Source organism: Henriciella barbarensis (assembly GCF_003576345.1).
In the GTDB taxonomy this organism is placed as follows: Bacteria; Pseudomonadota; Alphaproteobacteria; order Caulobacterales; family Hyphomonadaceae; genus Henriciella; species Henriciella barbarensis.
Map to the genome: position 1 here is coordinate 736,149 of NZ_QWGB01000005.1, position 17,237 is coordinate 753,385.

Genomic DNA, 17,237 nt, shown 5'->3' on the forward strand with positions numbered 1-17,237 from the left:
TCAACGAATCCTTACAATTCCTCCATTGAATTGTTGTTCCACAAAATGCGAATTTTCTAGGATCTACCGATACGTTTGGTTAACATATTCTCGCAGACGAGTGTGTAATTGGTCGGACACGGCTCTCAGAAAAGACGCCATCGCACAAAGACTATTGAGCGCCAACGCGTTTTTGTTACATGGTAACGACTGTGACAACGCCCCGCTCATCTTTCGCCATAAAGGCCTTGCTTGTCGCCCTCCTCCTCTGGGTTCAGGGCGCGGCGCTCCATGATGCGGCGGCTCATGGCGACGAACCGCATGAACATTACGGCCTGACATGCGATCTTGAGCATGTCGTCGCACCGCAGATCGCCGCGCTTCCGACCACGCCGACGCTACCAACGCCGCCGCGCGGGGTCGAACTGACTGATGGGCCTGCCTCTGATTACAGACCATGGTCGCGCCCCCCTGGCCGAGCACCACCACCACGAAGTCCCCCTACCCCCAATCAGTAGTACTGACGCCGCCTGATCATACCGGCATCGAGACCGGACGTGGGCGACCTACCTGTTGATTGAGGGGAATACCCAGCCATGACTTCCAGAATTTTCCGCCGCACGCTTGCGGCAACCCTGCTCGTGGGCGCCAGCCCGCTTGCAATCGCCCAGAACGTAGATAGCGCACCCGCCAACGAGAGCACGGAACGTCTCTCCACCGTCATCGTCTCCGGTGTCGGCCCGCAGCGCGAAACCGATGAGATGATCGGAAATGCCAGCGCCGTTACTCGAGGCGAGATCGTCGAACGCCTTCAGGCCTCGCTCGGCAATACGCTCGATAGCGAACCGGGCGTCTCGACCACCCATTTCGGCCAGGCCGCCAGCCGTCCCGTCCTTCGCGGACTGGGCGCGGAACGCGTTCTCGTCCTGACCAATGGCATTGGCGTGATCGACGCCTCCGCCGCGTCGCCTGACCACCAGGTCGCAGGCGACGGTATCGATGCGGAGAAGATTGAAATCCTGCGCGGCCCTGCTGCGCTGGCCTATGGCGGCCAGGCGATTGGCGGCGTCGTAAACGTCATCGACGGCCTTATCGTTGAGTACCTTCCTGAAGAGCCTGTCTCCGGCGAAGCCTATGGCGCCTATAACAGCGTCAATGAAGGCCAGGAAAGCGCCATCAAGGGCCGTTTCACCACTGGGCCGTTCGTGCTGTCTCTGTCTGCTTCCGCACGCGACTTCGACAATTACGATATTCCCGGCTTTGCCGAATCCTCACGCCTGCGCGCCCTGGAAGCGCTTGAAGGCGACGATCACCACGATGAGGACGAGCATGACGAGGAGGAAGATCATGATGAGCATGATCACGAGGAGCACGAAGACGAGGAAGTTCGCGATACGCTGGAAAACTCCTTCGTAGAGACTGAATCCTTTGCAGGGGGTCTTTCCTGGGTCGGTGATGGCGCCTTTGCAGGTATCGCCGTTCGTCGTCAGACGTCCTTCTACGGCCTGCCCGGTCATAGCCACGCACATGAGCATGATCACGAAGACGAGCATGATCATGAAGAGGGCGATGATCATGATGAAGATCATGACGAGGAGCACGAGGAAGGCGAAGAGAACCCGTTCATCGACCTCGAGCAGACCCGGTATGATTTCCGCGCTGGTGCCGACCTGAATGTCGGTCCGTTCACCCGCATCGCTGGCAACATCTCGATCGCTGACTATGAGCATACAGAGTTCGAAGCGCCGGGAGAGCCGGGCACCAAATATGAAAGCGACGGCGCTGAAGGCCGCGTCGAACTCGGAACCGGTTTTGGTGACTGGGAAGGCGCTGTTGGCGTTCAGATCCTAGACAAGTCACTGGACGCATTCGGTGACGAAGCTTTCATCACCAAGACCGACACCATGTCGTCTGGCGTGTTCCTCTATCAGACGAGGGAATGGGCCAACGGCTTCGGTGTCGAAGGTGGACTACGCTATGACTCGACCGAGCTGAAGAATATCGTGGGGGGCGCACGCGAATATGACCTCTTCTCCGGATCGTTCGGCGCGCACCAGCACTGGGAGAATGGCTGGTTCGTCGGTGGCCAGATCAGCCTGACCGAGCGCGCGCCAAATGAAAGCGAACTTTTCGCTGACGGCGCCCACCTTGCGACCGAGCAGTATGAAGTCGGCGACAACACGCTGGAGAAGGAACGCGGCCTGAACCTTGAGGGCACGGTCCGCTGGCGCGGCGACACAGGCTTTGGCTTCGGCGCAAACCTGTTCCACACCGAGTTTGATGGCTTCATCTACCTGACCCCGGGCCTGACGCTGGACGAAGATGGTGATCTCGTCGGCGAGATCGATGAGTTGCCTGTTTACCTTTTCGTCCAGGAAGACACGAGCTTCACGGGCGGCGAAGTCTATGTCGACTACGTCCTCTCTGACGGCCCGCTCGGTGCAGACTGGCGCGCTGAAGCCAACGTCGACTTTGTCAGCTCCGACATCGACGATGGCGGTAACGTACCGCTGCTCCCGCCTACAACCTTCAACGCCTCGCTTGATGGCGATTGGGGCCTCTGGAAAGCCGGGGCAAGCGTGACCGTTGCAGCCGATCAGGACGACACTGGCGTCGGCGAGCTACAGACGGATGGGTATACGACGCTCGACCTGCGCGCGGCGCTATCGCTGGCGGAGCTTGGCGTAGGCCGTGAAGGCACCGAATTCTTCCTCGAGGCGCGCAACGTCACCGATGAAGAGGTCCGCTACGCCACCTCCGTGCTGAAGGACACCGTCCCAGCGCCCGGCCGCAACTTCCGCGGCGGTGTAAGGATCGTGTTCTAGGCCGGCGGTTCGAGGCAACCCCAACGCCCTCGTCCTTCGACTTCGCGCAGGATGAGGGCGTTAAATTTCTGCTGCAGCAACAGCGCTTATGCTGAGCAACGCATGTGCCTGCGGAGGCAGGCATCGAAGCACGAGCGCTCAGCGGGTACAATTCAGGCAAACAAAAACCCCGGCTCATCGCTGAGCCGGGGTTTTCTTCATCCTGTCAGATGGCGACGAGTGCGGTGCCTACTGGCAGGCGAGACATTCGTCATAGTCGGTGTTGGGCACATCCATGCCGGTCGCCTTCTCCTTGTCAGCGGAGCCTGCAAAGCCAGCGCGCTGGACCGATTTGGAGCGGCAGTAATAGAGCGACTTCAGGCCCTTCTCCCATGCCGTCCAGTGCAGCATGTGGAGGTCCCACTTGTTGATGTCGGCAGGCAGGAAGACGTTAAGCGACTGGCTCTGGCAGATATATGGGGTGCGGTCTGCGGCCAGCTCGATGATCCAGCGCTGGTCGAGCTCAAATGCCGTCTTGAACACGCCCTTCTCATGCTCGTCGAGACAATCGAGATGCTGTACGGAACCCTCATTCTCGAGGATCGAATTCCACGTCTCCTCGGTATTGGCGCCTTTTTGCTCAAGCACGCGCTCCAATTGCTGGTTCTTCACAGTGAAAGAGCCTGACAGCGTTTTGTGCGTGTAGACGTTTGCCGGGATCGGCTCGATGCCAGCAGACGTGCCACCGCAGATGATCGAGATCGATGCGGTCGGCGCAACTGCCATCTTGTGGCTGAAGCGGGCCATCATGCCTGCTTCACGCGCGTCTTCACACGGCCCACGTTCCTTGGCGAGCTTGACCGATGCCTGATCTGCGCCAGCGCGGATGTGCTTGAACATCTTCTCGTTCCAGACTTTCGACATCGCGCTTTCAATCGGCACGTTCATCGTCTGCAGGAAGGAGTGGAAGCCCATCAGGCCGAGGCCGACAGAGCGCTCACGCTTGGCCGAATAGACGGCGCGGGCCATCTCGTTCGGCGCACGCTGGATGAAGTCTTCCAGCACATTGTCAAGGAAGCGGAAGATGTCTTCCAAGAAGTTCTCGTCCTTGGACCATTCGAGGAACTTCTCGGCATTGACCGAAGACAAGCAGCAGACAGCCGTGCGGTCTTCGCCGTTCTGGTCGACGCCCGTCGGAAGGGTGATTTCCGAGCAGAGGTTCGACTGGTGAACCTTGAGGCCGAGCTTGCGCTGGTGCGCCGGCATCGCATTGTTCACCGTGTCGGTGAAGAGAAGGTATGGCTCACCGGTCTGGATGCGCAGCTCAAGGATCTTCTGCCAGATCTTGCGCGCATTCACGGTGCGTAGCACTTCGCCGGACTTCGGCGAACGCAGGCCGAACTCTTCATCCTTGCGGACCGCCTCCATGAACTCATCAGTGATGTTGATGCCATGGTGCAGGTTGAGGGACTTGCGGTTGAAGTCACCCGACGCTTTGCGGATTTCCAGGAATTCTTCGATTTCCGGGTGGTGTACATCAAGATAGCAGGCTGCCGAGCCGCGGCGCAGCGAGCCCTGGCTGATCGCGAGCGTCAGGCTGTCCATCACACGGATGAAAGGAATGATGCCGGAAGTCTGCCCGTTCTGGCCGACTTTCTCCCCGATGGAGCGGACATGCCCCCAATAGGTACCGATACCGCCGCCATTCGAAGCGAGCCAGACATTCTCGGTCCAGGTCTCGACGATATCGTCGAGCGAGTCGCCGACCTGGTTGAGGAAGCAGGAAATTGGAAGGCCGCGATCAGCGCCGCCATTGGAGAGGACAGGCGTCGCTGGCATGAACCAGAGGCGTGACATGTAGTCATAGATACGCTGGGCGTGATCCTGGTCGTCAGCGAAGGCTTTCGCGACGCGGGCGAACATCTCCTGATAGCTTTCTCCGGTGAGGAGGTAGCGGTCTTCGAGCGTCTTCTTGCCGAACTCGGTCAGTAGCGCATCGCGCGACTCGTCGATCGTGATCTCGATATCGTTAACGACCTTGAGATCCGGACGCGGTGTCTGGCCCTTCGGCTTGCCCCGGCGAAGCGCGGCGGATGTTTTGGTCGCAACAGTGCTCGCAGACATGGTGTCTTTCCTCTCAATCGGCCCGTCAAATATAGGGATTTGGCCCCAGAAGCGCCATATGCGGTGCCTCTACCCCGTCCCAATACTAGATATAGTGTTCCCAAGGTTAAGGCTTGGTCAATGGGGACTCTGCCGAATTTACGACGGTTGCCGTGGAATTCTCGCCGTCTTCGGTGGGATTCCTGCCCGCAACGCCCGTCACTAAAAGCGATAAACAAATTGCAGGAAATTTCATTTCGGATGCGGAAAGATCTAAGGCTTTGGCGCTCAAACGCGCACCGCCTGAAACTCTTTTCCGCAAGACGATAAACACCTTTCAATATGCAGGCGATCTTTCCTCGAATCACCCCTCGCCCTCTGCCGATGAGACCTCCTGGTTGGGCACGTCCGGAAAGAGCCGGGCTACCGACTGATTCCACTCATAAAGCCTCGGCCAATTGTCGCCACCATTCGGCATCAGGCCGAGCCTGACGATGACCAGATCTTTTGAGGGGACGATCCAGATGGTCTGGCCTTCATGGCCCTGCGCCGAGAACGCATCGAAAGGCGGCGTTGTCGCCGCCTGCCCCGCTGGCTCGGGCGCAGGGTCTGCGCCGAGCCACCACCCTGCGCCATAGACATTAACCTTGGTGGACACAGGGTTGCGGCGGGAGAAGTCCACCCAGCCTTCAGGCAACAGCCGCTCACCCTCCCAGACGCCATCACGCAAATAGAGATAACCGAACTTCGCAAAATCGCGCGCAGAGGCCCAGACGAGCGAGCCACCAAGGAAGGTGCCGGCTGCATCGAATTCGGGCTGCGCGTCCATGCCTATTTGGTCGAAGAGTAAATAGGCATGGAGATCGCGAGCCCACGCTTTCCGCTCGTACAGTCCCATCGCTTCAGCGCACTCGCCGTGTGGGAGATGACTGCAATGAAGTGTGTCTTCGTGGAGCTTCTGAAGTGCCCAAGAGATAAGATGAAACCCCGCCGTCGAGTAATTCCACACCGCGCCAGGGTCGTGCGCCAGCTCGAACTCGTCCACTATATGTTGTGCCACGTCGAAACGGCCGGGACCGTACATCATCTGGACGACATCATTGTCGGCAAGTCCTGTTGAGCCGATTTCGAGATAATCGAGCCCATCGGTCATCGTCAGCCATTGGCGCCAAGTGATCTCACCGCGCGGGTCGCCCTCTGGAAATGGGGTCGGCATCACATAGTCGATATCTTCGATCAGGCCGATTTCGACCGCCCGGCCAACGAGCGCCGAAGTGATCGATTTCGCCATTGACCATGAAACCTGTTTCGTGTCCGGCCCGAACCCGTCGGCATAGGACTCGGAGATCAGACGTCCCTCATGGATAATGATGATCGCGCGCGTCTGGCCCATCGGCTCTGTTACGCTCGTCGCCATCGCATCGCGGACAAGAAGCGAAAGCTCTTCATCGATCCCGGCAGGCACCTCGCCCTCGGGCCAGCTTTCAGTGGGCCAGGCAACGCCGTCAGGCTGCGGCGGCAGCGGGACGAGGCCCTGCGCACTGGCCTGCAAGCCGACAGCGCAGGCGGCTGCGATGAGGAGAGACTTGAACAACATCGACGCGCTCCGTAACGATTGTCACAGCACATCTAGAGGCAGAGCATGAAACTCGTCAAAGCCGCAATCGTCATCGTGATCATGTTGGGCGTTGCAGCACTTCTCGCCTGGCAATTCATGATCAAGGACCAGATCGATCTTGCCCGTGTCGCGACGCCTTACGGCGCCAAGATGGTCTGCTCCTGCCGCTTCGTCGCTGAACGGCCGATGGATAGCTGCCTTGCCGATTTCACCGAAGATGTAAGTGCCGTCAGCTTTAGCGAACAGGACAACGCCATACGGGCAACAGTGCTCGGCGGCGTGGTCAGCGCCACTGCTGTCCATGAGAAAGGTCTTGGATGTTCGCTGGTTGAACAGGAGCAGTAAAACCGCTCAGGGCGCGGGCGCGCTCTCCAGGACCTCCGCGTCAGTATCGAACAGGTCACCATATCTCGGCGCGAGCTCATCGACGAAGACCGAAGCGGACACTGCAATCTCATACGGCCCTTCGGCATAGGCACCGACCGTGTAAGGCTGAAAATGATAGATGAGCCCGGCTGGTGCTTCACTGTCCATCCCGCGCGCAATGGTGAAGTTCTCGAAGATCGCCTCATTATTGTCGAACGCCGCCCGCAGCCAGCTATCCATCAGCTGCTCGTCGCTAAGGCTTTGATCATTCATACGCTCGCGCTTTGCGGCGATCAGGGCCGCCTGCAACGCATCCCCCATGATGGATCGGGCTGCCTCGTCATCCTCAAAAAGATCCTCGAAGCTGATTTCCTCGCCAAGGCCCTCATCCCAGTTCAGCACATCGAACTGGAAGTTGGGGTGAGCGCCGCCGGCATAGGCTGCATAGGAGCCGAGGAAGGATCGGAGCGTTCCTTCACGGGGGCCAACTTCATCCCAGCTGACGGTCAGCGAGTGGGGCCGGAATGCGTAGCCTTCATTCTCTGCATCAGCACGGTCATTCTGCGCGGCCGCCAGGAAGGCTTCCTGGCCATCAGCCGCACGCTGACGGATCAAAGCTGCCAGTTCCGGATCAATCTCGTCTATGCGCGCCGGAAGCCGGATATCGATGGAGGCCGCTTCGGTCCCGCTGACGATGGCGATGCCACCGTTCGGATCAGCGAACCCGTTGCTAGAAGGCTGCTCAGGACGCGGTAGCTGTGAGACGCGAACGTTCTCAGACTGATCTGCCCGCTCTGCGCCGCATGCCACGAGGAAAATGGCACCCATCAGGAACACGCTGGTCTGCTTCATGGGCCTCGCCCCCAAACGAAACGGAATCGGAGGGTTATAGGCTCAACAATTCCGGATCACCACCCTGGGCCGTGATATCCACCGTAACCACGCGCTCGCTTGCGAAGCGCAGCATATAGTGTGGGCCGCCTGCCTTGGGCCCGGTGCCGGAAAGACCCTCGCCGCCGAAAGGCTGCACACCCACCACTGCGCCAGTCATCGAGCGGTTGATATAGGTGTTGCCCGCCTTGACAGCGGCGCGGACCTTGGCCGCAAAGCTTTCAAGGCGCGAGTGAACACCAAGCGTCAGACCGTAGCCTTTAGCCTCCAGCGCCGCTCCGACTTCAGCGATATTGTCAGGTTTGTAGCGCACGATATGGAGCACCGGCCCGAAGGTCTCTTTCTCGATCTGGTCGAGCGAATTCAGCTCGATAATCGATGGGCCGAAAAAGTGTCCGCCTTCCGGCGTGTCCAGCGTCTTGATGACAGACGCCTCTGTCTCCATGCGCGCCATATAGGCCTGCAGCATCTCACGGGCTTCGCTATCGATGACTGGTCCGACATCGGTATCGGCGCGCCCCGGGTCACCAATCTTCAACTCATCCATTGCGCCCTTGAGACCCTCCAAAATGAAATCCGCCGTCGCATCAGGCAGGAAGAGGAGCCGCAGGGCGGAACACCGCTGCCCCGCAGACCCGAAGGCCGACCCCAGGACATCGTCAATCACCTGCTCACGAAGGGCCGTTGTGTCGACAAACATGCCATTCAGACCGCCCGTCTCGGCAATTAGCGGAATGATGGGTCCTTGCCTGTCTGCCAGTGTCTTGTTGATCAGGCGCGCGGTATCGGTACCGCCCGTAAAACAGACGCCGCTGACACGAAGGTCTTTGGTGAGTTTTGCGCCCACGGTCTCACCGCGCCCTGGAACAAGGTGAAGTGCACCAACCGGAAGCCCTGCCTTCTGGAAGATGCGCACAGCCTCGAAAGCGATGATCGGTGCCTGCTCTGCAGGTTTGGCGACCACCGTATTGCCTGCACCCAGCGCAGCCGTGATCTGGCCCGTGAAGATCGCCAGCGGGAAATTCCATGGCGAGATACAGGCAAACACGCCGCGGCCATGCAGCGAGATATGGTTGGTCTCACCCGCCGGTCCCGGCAGGCGTGTGCGGCCTTCGAACTTCTCTTCAGCCTGCACCGCGTAATAGCGGCAAAAGTCGACAGCCTCGCGCACTTCTGCGATGCCGTCACCAAACGTCTTGCCAGCCTCTTCAGCCATCAGCGCGACAAGCCGGTCCATATTGGCCTCGAGCGCATCGCCCATATCAGAGAGGATCCTGGCCCGCCTCGCTCCGCCAAGCGCGTCCCATTCAGGCTGGAAGGCGGTTGCCGCATCAAGCGCGGCATCGACATCTGCGTCAGACGCTTCGCGCACCGTGCCGAGACGGCGTGATGTATCGGACGGTGCGACCACTTCCGCGCCGCCCTCGCTCAGCACCTTGCCAGATATGATCGGCCCCGCGACCAGCGCCTTGCCTCCACGCAGCTGGTCGACATGGTCTTCCAGAACCTTGCGCTCGCTCGCCTGCGAGAGGTCCACACCGATGGAGTTTTTTCGCATCGGGCCATAGAGACGCGGCGGCGTCGGAATGCGCGGATGACGACGCGGACCAGCCTCGACCTTGGCAATCGGGTCATCGACAACTTTTTCGACATCCACGTCCGGGTCGAGAAAGGAGTGGACGAAGCTAGTATTCGCGCCGTTTTCCAGAAGGCGGCGCACGAGATAGGGCAACAGGTCCTTGTGCGCGCCAACTGGCGCATAGACGCGAACCTTGTCGCCTTTTTCGGCCGCGCCATAGAGCGGCTCACCCATGCCATGCAGGCGCTGGAACTCGTAATTCGTCACGCCTTCTGACTCCGCCATCATCAGGATGGTGGCCAGCGAATGCGCATTGTGCGTGGCAAATTGGGCATAGATGCGCGGGCTCGCCTGCAGCAGCGCGTGCGCGCAGGCGAGGTAGTTGATGTCGGTGCCATGCTTCGTCGTGAACACGGGAAAGTTCACCATGCCGTCTTCATGGGCATGCTTGATTTCGGTGTCCCAATAGGCGCCCTTCACCAGACGCACCATGAGCCGCATGCCGGTCTCTCCAGCAAGTTCAGACAGACGCTGGATGACTTCCTGCGCGCGCTTCTGATAGGCTTGGACAGCAAGACCAAGCCCGCTCCAGCCCTTCAGGGAAGGCTCACGCATGAGCCGCTCCAGCAGCTGAAGCGAGATTACAAGCCGGTCGGCTTCCTCAGCGTCCAGACAGAGATTGATATTTGCCTTGGCCGCATCCTCGCAGAGGGCGAGCAGGCGCGGATACAGCTCGGCATGTACGCGGACCTCGTTCACCGCTTCATAGCGCGGATGGAGCGCGGAGAGCTTCACCGAAATGCCATTCTTGTCTTCTGGCGAAAGGGACGCGTCGCCATCTGACCCCACCGCCTTGATGGCTTCCCGGTAGGACTGGAAATAGCGCTCGGCATCGTCATATGTGCGCGCGCCTTCGCCCAACATGTCGAAGCTGAAATTCGCCGCTTCCCCGGCTTTCACCTTCTTGCGCCCACGCTTGAGCGCTTCATCGATGGTACGGCCGAGCACGAACTGCTCGCCCATGATCCGCATGGCTTGCATCATGGCGGCGCGGATGACCGGCTCGCCGCTTTCGCGCACGAGATTTGATACGAAAGTAGAGGGGCCGCGCTTCGCATCACTTGGCGCGCCAATGACGCGTCCGGTCAGCATCAACCCCCATGTCGAGGCATTGACCAGCCAGCTGTCTGACTGGCCTGAATGTGCGCCCCAGTCACCAGAGCGGATTTTCTCAGCGATGAGATCGTCGCGCGTACCGGCATCCGGAACGCGAAGGAGCGCTTCGGCAAGACACATCAGCGCGAGGCCTTCAGAGTTGGAAAGCCCGAACTCCTCGAGGAAACTTTCCATCATGCCTTTTGGACGACCGGCGGCACGGGCGATCCGAACAAGTTCGCGGCCGCGGCGAACCGCAGCGGTGCGCGCGCGTTCATCCAGCGGTAGCGATTTAAGGATGTCAGCGACCAGCGCTTCCTCATCGGCGAATTTCGTCTTGTCGAGCGCGTCCCAGTTCTTGGTCATGGGCGTCAGCGTATCGGGCATAGTGTACTCCGTCGTCGGCCGGTCCTGCACGATCATCCTATCGCAAACCGCAAGGCGGGTTTACGCCGGACTGCATGTCTCTAAAAGTGGGACCACGCAGCCGTGCGGCAAGGAGTATCGATGCGCATCATGCTTATCACAGACGCCTGGGAACCACAGGTGAATGGCGTCGTCCGGACCATGAAACGTGTCATCGCTGAATGCGAGGAAATGGGCCACGAATGGGAAGTGGTCTCGCCGGCCGATGACTTTCTGACCATGCCGCTGCCAACCTATAGCGAAATCCAGCTCGCGCTTTTCGCGCGCAACAAAGTTTTCGAACGCTTCGAAAGCTTTCAGCCGGACGCGGTCCATATCGCAACCGAAGGCACACTCGGCCTTGCTGGCCGCGCCATGTGCCTGAGGGAGAAGCACCCCTTCTCAACCTCATATCATACCCGCTTTCCGGAATATGTGTCGGCCCGTTTCCCAGTGCCGACTTCCTGGGGCTACAGCTATGTGCGCTGGTTTCACAAATACTCCGGCAAGGTCATGGTGGCGACGCCGTCCATGCGCGAAGAGCTTGAGGAACACGGCTTCAACAATGTCGTATCCTGGACACGCGGCGTTGACGTCGACCTTTTCCACCCCTCGCGGCGCATCCAAGAGGGCCAGCCCGGTGACCCGTTTGAGGGCCTGCCTCGTCCGATCTTCCTCAATGTCGGGCGCGTCGCCGTTGAAAAGAATATCGAGGCTTTTGCAGAACTGGACCTTCCCGGCACCAAGGTCATCGTAGGTGAAGGACCACAACTCCAGGAACTGAAGCGCCGCTATCCGGAAGTGAAATTCCTCGGCGCACGGTTCAACGAAGAGCTTGCCACCTGTTTCGCAAGCGCCGATGTCTTCTGCTTTCCAAGCCTCACTGACACGTTCGGCCTCGTCATCCTCGAGGCCATGGCCTCGGGTACGCCTGTTGCTGCCTACAACGCCCCCGGACCGCGTGACATCATACCGGGTTCAAACGCCGGAATCATCAATGAAGATCTTGGAAAGGCCTGCAATGCCTGCCTTGATCTCGACCGGCAGGCTACGCGCACTTATGCCGAAGGCTATAGCTGGCGCGCCTGCGCAGAGGCTTTCATCGAAAATCTCGACCCGCTTCCAGTGCCTGAGCGGAAGCGCTTCTGGCAGAAGATCAGGCTTCGCCGGCGCAAGAAGAAATTTCCACCAGACGCAAAAGCCGGGTGAGTACGCCGCCTGACATAGACACGCTGAAACGCATTGTGGGCGAGTCCGTGCCGGATCTCGCCGATAAAACCTATTCGCGTATTCGTAGTGGTGGCACCGATAATTCCATTTACCGGGTTGGCGACGGCCACGCGCTCCGTGTAGCGCGCCGCCATGAAGCAATTCCTTCACTCGCCTACCGCGAACCTGTTGCGATGCGCAGTCTCAAGGATCTACCGCTGGAGACACCGAAGCTTGTCGCCAACGGACTTACGGACGCACCCGAAGAATGGCCCTGGCTGGTTTGTAGCTGGCTGGAGGGCGAAAGCGCAGAGGCGAGCGGCCACGTACTGACGGAAACAGATGCCAGACGTCTTGCCCTCTTCCTGCTCGACCTGCAGGGCCAGAGGCGTGACTTTGCCGCCGAACCGAATATCGACAATCACTGGCGCGGTTGCGCTCTGGCTCAACGTGATGAGCCGACACGGGGCGCCATTACTGATGTAGCCGAAGACTTTGATGCCATTGCGCTCGCCGCCATCTGGAAAGCGGCGCTCGACACCTCCGCGTGCCCCGAACAGGACAGGACCTGGATACATGGCGACCTACATGCCGCCAATCTGCTGATCAAGGACGGCGCGCTTTCCGGCGTCATAGACTGGGGCCTGTCGGGGCTCGGCGACCCGGCTTCCGACTATATGGCAGGCTTCACCCTTTTTGAGGGCGCAGCTCAGGACACCTTCTGGAAAGCCTCCGGCATCACCGAATCGGTGTGGCGACGCGCCCGCGGCTGGGCGCTTTCGACCAGCGTTATCGCCTACGCCTTTTATCGCGGGACGAAAACACCGATAGAAAAGCGCAGCCGTAAACTGCTCGATGACCTTTCATTCAGCGTCTAGCTCTCTGCGGCGTCCATTGTCTGGAGTTCGAGCGCCTTCTCGCGCACGGCTGTGCGTTCGGCTTCCTGAAGCGGGATCAGGCCCTTCTCGACGAGGTAGCCTGTCGGCCCCCAGGCATCTTCCTGCGTAAACTCGGAAATGAAATCAGTAAGGCCTGGTACCAGGTTCACATTCTGCTTCTTCACATAGAAGAACATGGAACGTGAGATGCCATAATCGCCGCTCGCAATATTTTCAAAGCTTGGCTCAAGCCCTCCAATGCTCGCGCCTTTGAGACGGTCGAGGTTCTGTTCGAGGAAAGAAAAGCCCATGATTCCGATACTGTCGGGGTTTTTCATCAGGGTCTGGACAATCGCCGTGTCATTCTCGCCGGAGTCGATCCATTTCCCATCCATGCGGATCGTCGTTGCACGCCGCCCGAATTCGTCACGATTGCTTTCCTTGAGTGCAGCAACCTCTGGCACTTCTTCAGCGCCGCCCTCCATGGCAAGTTCGGCGAACGCATCGCGCGTACCTGAAGTTGGCGGTGGACCGGAAACGAGGATCGGCATGTCGGGCAAGTGATCTGCCACATCCTGCCAGGTCTCGTTCGGATTGTCCTGCCAGCCACCATTCCCGTCCGGCAATTCCTCAGCCAGCGCGCGGTAAATCTCTTCCTTTGTGATATCCATCGTCGGCGAACCTTTTGCGTTCGCGAGGACGATCCCGTCATAGCCGATCTTGACCTCAACAATCTCGGTAACGCCCTGGCGCTCACAAAGCGCAAGCTCCGACGCCTTTACCGGGCGAGAAGCATTGCTGATCGAGGGCTCTTTCGGACCGATGCCCTGACAGAAGGCCTGGAAGCCGCCGCCCGTGCCTGTTGTTTCAACGATTGGCGTAGGAAATTCCGAAACCGCACCGAACTGCTCTGCGACCGTGGTCGAGAATGGCGAGACCGTTGATGATCCAACGATCCGGATTTTTTCATCGGGCGAAGCCGCGAAGACCTGTAGCTCGCCAGAGCTGGCATCGATTTCAGACAGGTCGGTCTTGGGCGCACAGGCGCTTGCAAGCAAGGCTGCGGACAGGGCCAGGAAGATCGTACGCATGGGGCAGTCCTAAAGTTTGCGATAGTCTCGTCGGCTACCGTTTATATGGCTTTTGTGACAGCCACATGCCTGCTGCTGTTATCTTTCTGCTGTTAGCAGTACGGGCGGACCGACGCGTTCAAATCCAAAGCGCGCACATACTTTTACAAGCCGGGCATGATCACTGCCTTCATCTGTGATGAACAGCCGGCCGCCTGCTTTTTCAGCCCGCTCGGCCAGTGCTGTATTTCCAAGGACCCGCAGGGTCTGACGCGCGATTGCAGCGCCTGAATCGATGAATGTCACACCGACAGGCGCCGCCGCTGCTAGCTGCGCGCGCACGAGCGGGAAATGGGTGCAGGCCAGCACAATTGTGTCGACGGTGTCGCCATCCCTGGCATCGAAAATTGGCGCAAGCGCGGCAGCAAAGCCTCGCGCGTCGTATGCTTCGTCCGCCGCGAAAGCTTCCGCCAAACGAACAAGATCGACGCTGCCATGAAGGATAACTGTGACGTCGCCTGCAAATTCCTCAATCAGCCTGGCGGTATAGGCGCGCCGTATTGTGCCTGGCGTCGCAAGCAGCCCGATCACGCCTGTACGGGTCAATGATGCAGCGGGCTTGATCGCCGGCACGGTGCCGACCACCGGTATATCGAGGCGCGCTCTTACGTCATCCAGCGCAAGCGTGCTGGCCGTATTGCAGGCGATCACGAACACATCCGGTCGCGCTTCGCGGACAAGGGCCGCTGCGACCTCCGGCAAGCGCGCCCTCAAAGCCTCATCGCTCTTGTCGCCATAAGGGAAGAATCCGGTGTCAGCGGCGTAATCAACCTGCAGCGCGGGGGCGATCTGCCTGATTTCGCGCGCCACGGTGAGCCCGCCCATACCAGAATCGAAAACGAGCACCCGCCCCTGCGCGTCCAACATCTGCTGCGTCATGGGGTCGTCTGAATTCGTCATCCTGTCTCCCGTCGACCTTCCTTATCGCGCTCCAGCGCCTGCGTGAACATCCGGGCATAAAAGCAGGGTATTGCGGTGTTAGAACCAGTCGCTTGAAAAAAGATGAAAACCCACGTATGTTGCACCGCAGCATAGGGGGATAATCATGACCACAGAGACGACACGGCAGAACCCGCTTGAGCTCTGGTCGGAATCCTTTTCCGCCTGGCGCGACCTCAGCCAGAGCGCAAGCGCCGCCTGGATGGATGCGATGATGGCGATGAAACCAGGCGTCGGCGAAGCTGCCCCGGAAGCTGCGACCCGCGACCTCTTCCGCAAGCTCGCCGATCTTAATCTCCAGCACTGGGAACATGCCGCAAAGCTGATTGAGGCGATGCCAGCCTGGATGCGTTGGCCGCAAACGGTGCCCGGCGACATGATGACGGACTGGTTCGACAGTCTGCGGCGTGAGACAAGCGTGCCATATGTCCAAAGCGCGCACGCCGCCCCGGCCACGGCAGCGAGACCCGCTGAGACCTCAGAGGCTGCTTACCGCCAGCCTACAGCGCTGACGGCGCCCGAAGGCGAGGCCGATGACCTCACCCGCATTAAAGGTATTGGCCCGAAACTATCGAAGACACTGAATGAGCTTGGCATCTTCCATTTCAAACAGATTGCAAATTGGGAAATGGGCGAAGCAGGCTGGATTGATGAGTTCCTGTCCTTCAAGGGCCGCGTGGCGCGCGAGCAGTGGATTGAGCAGGCCCAGAAATTCTCTTCCAATGGCGCGCTTCATTAAGGCCCGCGCATCAGTCTGACCCAAAATCGCCGGGCAGCTCTGCATCATCGCGAGAGTCCGGCTTCGGCAGCCCGATTTCTTGGCAGATCTGCTTCAACGCCGTCTTCAGGCCTTCCTCCAGTGTTGGATGGTAGAACGGCTTGTTGAGCAGGTCGCTGGCTTTCGATCCATTCTCGATTTCCCAGCACAATAGATGGGCGAGGTGTTCAGCATCGGGGCCCACCAGTGTCGCGCCGGTTAGCGCGCCGCATTTAGCCTTCGCGTAAATCTCGCAGACGCCCTGATTGACGCCCATGGCCCGTGCCCGGCCCTGGTCAGCAAAGTCGACCCTGCCGACAATCGTATCTTCGTCCGGATCAGCCCCTACCTTCGCCATGTTCGGCTCGGTGAACATCACTTGCAGGCGGGTGAAGCGTTCGAAGGATTTGATATCGGGATAGGACGCGGCGTTGGCGCCCGCTATCGTTCCTTCGGTCGACGCCTCATGCAGGATGGGCCGAGCGCCATTCGCGTCGCCGACGATGAAAACCGGTGACTGGCCGCACTGAAGCGTTCCTTTATCGAAAGCCGGTGCGCCATTGTCATCCAGCTGCAGGCCAGACTTTTCCAGATCAAGCCCTTCGAGATTTGCGGCGCGGCCCGTTGCGACCATCAGCTTTTCGAAGTGCGCTTGCCGCGCCTCGCCATTCTCCGTCCAGCTTACGGTTACGCTCCCATCATCATTGCGTCGCGCTTCGGGCTCGACCTCAAGGTGGAAGCCAAGTTCAGCCTTCAGGGCGCGGCGCAGCGATGTTTCCGGCTCGCCTTCATCCAGACCCGCAAGCTGGGCGCTTCTGTCAAACACCTCTACCTGTACACCGAGCCGGGCCAGCGTCTGCGCCAGTTCCAGTCCGAGTGGCCCAGCCCCGATCACGCCGATGGATTGCGGCAGGTCTTCCAGCTCAAACAGGGTCTCATTTGTGATGACAACGTCGCCAAGATCTTCAAACGGTGCCGGGATCACAGGCGAGGAGCCCGCCGCGATTATGATCGCTTTGGCGAGCACCTGCGTGCCGTCATCAAGAGACAGCTCAGTTGGGGACACAAACCGGGCGGTTGCCTTGACCGTCACGCCATCGGGAAGGTCGGCGATCTGTTTTTTTACGCCTGAGACGAAATCGTCCCTGAGCCGCCTCACGCGGGCCATGACCTTTGGCCCATCGATCCTCGGTTCTCCAGTCTCGACCCCGAACTCGCCAGCCTTACGAACATTATGAGCGGCATTGCCTGCCGCGATCAGGAGTTTTGATGGCATACACCCGACAGACGCGCACGTCGTTCCGGCAAAGTAGGGATCGATCAGCAGCGTTCGGGCCCCTTCGGCGCGCGCTTTTCTTTCTGCCGCAAGCCCCGCAGTGCCCGCCCCAATAATCGCAACGTCTACATGTATCTCAGCCAGAATC

Annotated in this window: 13 protein-coding genes; 5 read left to right on the top strand and 8 right to left on the bottom strand. The window is 59.6% G+C overall.

The annotated features are described in order from the left end of the window. Window positions 1–206: 206 nt before the first annotated feature. Window positions 207–335: a hypothetical protein gene (locus tag D1224_RS16740; protein ID WP_267897078.1), complete on the bottom strand. Its 129-nt coding sequence runs from the start codon at window positions 333–335 to the stop codon at window positions 207–209. 240 nt (window positions 336–575) lie between these two features. On the opposite strand from D1224_RS16740, the gene D1224_RS06560 reads away from it, so the two are divergent. Next, window positions 576–2,804: a TonB-dependent receptor gene (locus D1224_RS06560; protein ID WP_119379097.1), complete on the top strand. Its 2,229-nt coding sequence runs from the start codon at window positions 576–578 to the stop codon at window positions 2,802–2,804. A gap of 228 nt (window positions 2,805–3,032) precedes the next feature. On the opposite strand, the gene D1224_RS06565 is transcribed toward D1224_RS06560, so the two are convergent. Both D1224_RS06565 and D1224_RS06570 read right to left on the bottom strand, forming a co-directional pair. Next, a complete protein-coding gene (locus D1224_RS06565) occupies window positions 3,033–4,907 on the bottom strand; it encodes a ribonucleoside-diphosphate reductase subunit alpha (RefSeq protein ID WP_119379098.1) in 1,875 nt (624 codons plus the stop codon). Window positions 4,908–5,250: 343 nt separating this feature from the next. Continuing rightward, on the bottom strand, window positions 5,251–6,483 hold the full coding sequence (locus D1224_RS06570; protein WP_119379099.1) for a serine hydrolase domain-containing protein: 1,233 nt from the start codon (window positions 6,481–6,483) through the stop codon (window positions 5,251–5,253). A gap of 45 nt (window positions 6,484–6,528) precedes the next feature. On the opposite strand from D1224_RS06570, the gene D1224_RS06575 reads away from it, so the two are divergent. Then, window positions 6,529–6,849 (top strand): hypothetical protein, encoded by a 321-nt coding sequence (locus D1224_RS06575; RefSeq protein ID WP_119379100.1) that lies wholly within the window; start codon window positions 6,529–6,531, stop codon window positions 6,847–6,849. Between the two features lie 6 nt (window positions 6,850–6,855). Here the strand turns inward: D1224_RS06575 and D1224_RS06580 are convergent, their stop codons facing one another. Continuing rightward, window positions 6,856–7,722, bottom strand: coding sequence for a DUF3298 and DUF4163 domain-containing protein (locus D1224_RS06580; RefSeq protein ID WP_119379101.1), 867 nt, complete (start codon window positions 7,720–7,722; stop codon window positions 6,856–6,858). Between the two features lie 34 nt (window positions 7,723–7,756). Then, on the bottom strand, window positions 7,757–10,882 hold the full coding sequence (gene putA / locus D1224_RS06585) for a bifunctional proline dehydrogenase/L-glutamate gamma-semialdehyde dehydrogenase PutA (RefSeq protein WP_233350425.1): 3,126 nt from the start codon (window positions 10,880–10,882) through the stop codon (window positions 7,757–7,759). A gap of 120 nt (window positions 10,883–11,002) precedes the next feature. On the opposite strand from putA, the gene D1224_RS06590 reads away from it, so the two are divergent. Further along, window positions 11,003–12,109 carry a glycosyltransferase family 4 protein gene (locus D1224_RS06590; protein ID WP_119379103.1) on the top strand — a complete coding sequence of 369 codons (1,107 nt, stop codon included), beginning with the start codon at window positions 11,003–11,005 and terminating at the stop codon, window positions 12,107–12,109. Beyond that, window positions 12,106–12,987: a phosphotransferase gene (locus D1224_RS06595; protein ID WP_182482190.1), complete on the top strand. Its 882-nt coding sequence runs from the start codon at window positions 12,106–12,108 to the stop codon at window positions 12,985–12,987. The genes D1224_RS06590 and D1224_RS06595 overlap by 4 nt, the downstream gene beginning before the upstream one ends. Here the strand turns inward: D1224_RS06595 and D1224_RS06600 are convergent. Both D1224_RS06600 and murI read right to left on the bottom strand, forming a co-directional pair. Next, window positions 12,984–14,078: a substrate-binding domain-containing protein gene (locus tag D1224_RS06600; RefSeq protein WP_119379105.1), complete on the bottom strand. Its 1,095-nt coding sequence runs from the start codon at window positions 14,076–14,078 to the stop codon at window positions 12,984–12,986. The genes D1224_RS06595 and D1224_RS06600 overlap by 4 nt on opposite strands. Window positions 14,079–14,156: 78 nt before the next feature. Next, window positions 14,157–15,017, bottom strand: a complete 861-nt coding sequence (gene murI / locus D1224_RS06605; protein WP_233350426.1) for a glutamate racemase — start codon at window positions 15,015–15,017, stop codon at window positions 14,157–14,159. 145 nt (window positions 15,018–15,162) lie between these two features. Between murI and D1224_RS06610 the strand changes: the two genes are divergently transcribed. Next, window positions 15,163–15,795, top strand: a complete 633-nt coding sequence (locus D1224_RS06610) for a hypothetical protein (protein WP_119379106.1) — start codon at window positions 15,163–15,165, stop codon at window positions 15,793–15,795. A gap of 10 nt (window positions 15,796–15,805) precedes the next feature. Here the strand turns inward: D1224_RS06610 and D1224_RS06615 are convergent, their stop codons facing one another. Then, window positions 15,806–17,236 (bottom strand): dihydrolipoyl dehydrogenase, encoded by a 1,431-nt coding sequence (locus D1224_RS06615; protein ID WP_325051436.1) that lies wholly within the window; start codon window positions 17,234–17,236, stop codon window positions 15,806–15,808. Window position 17,237: the final 1 nt, after the last annotated feature.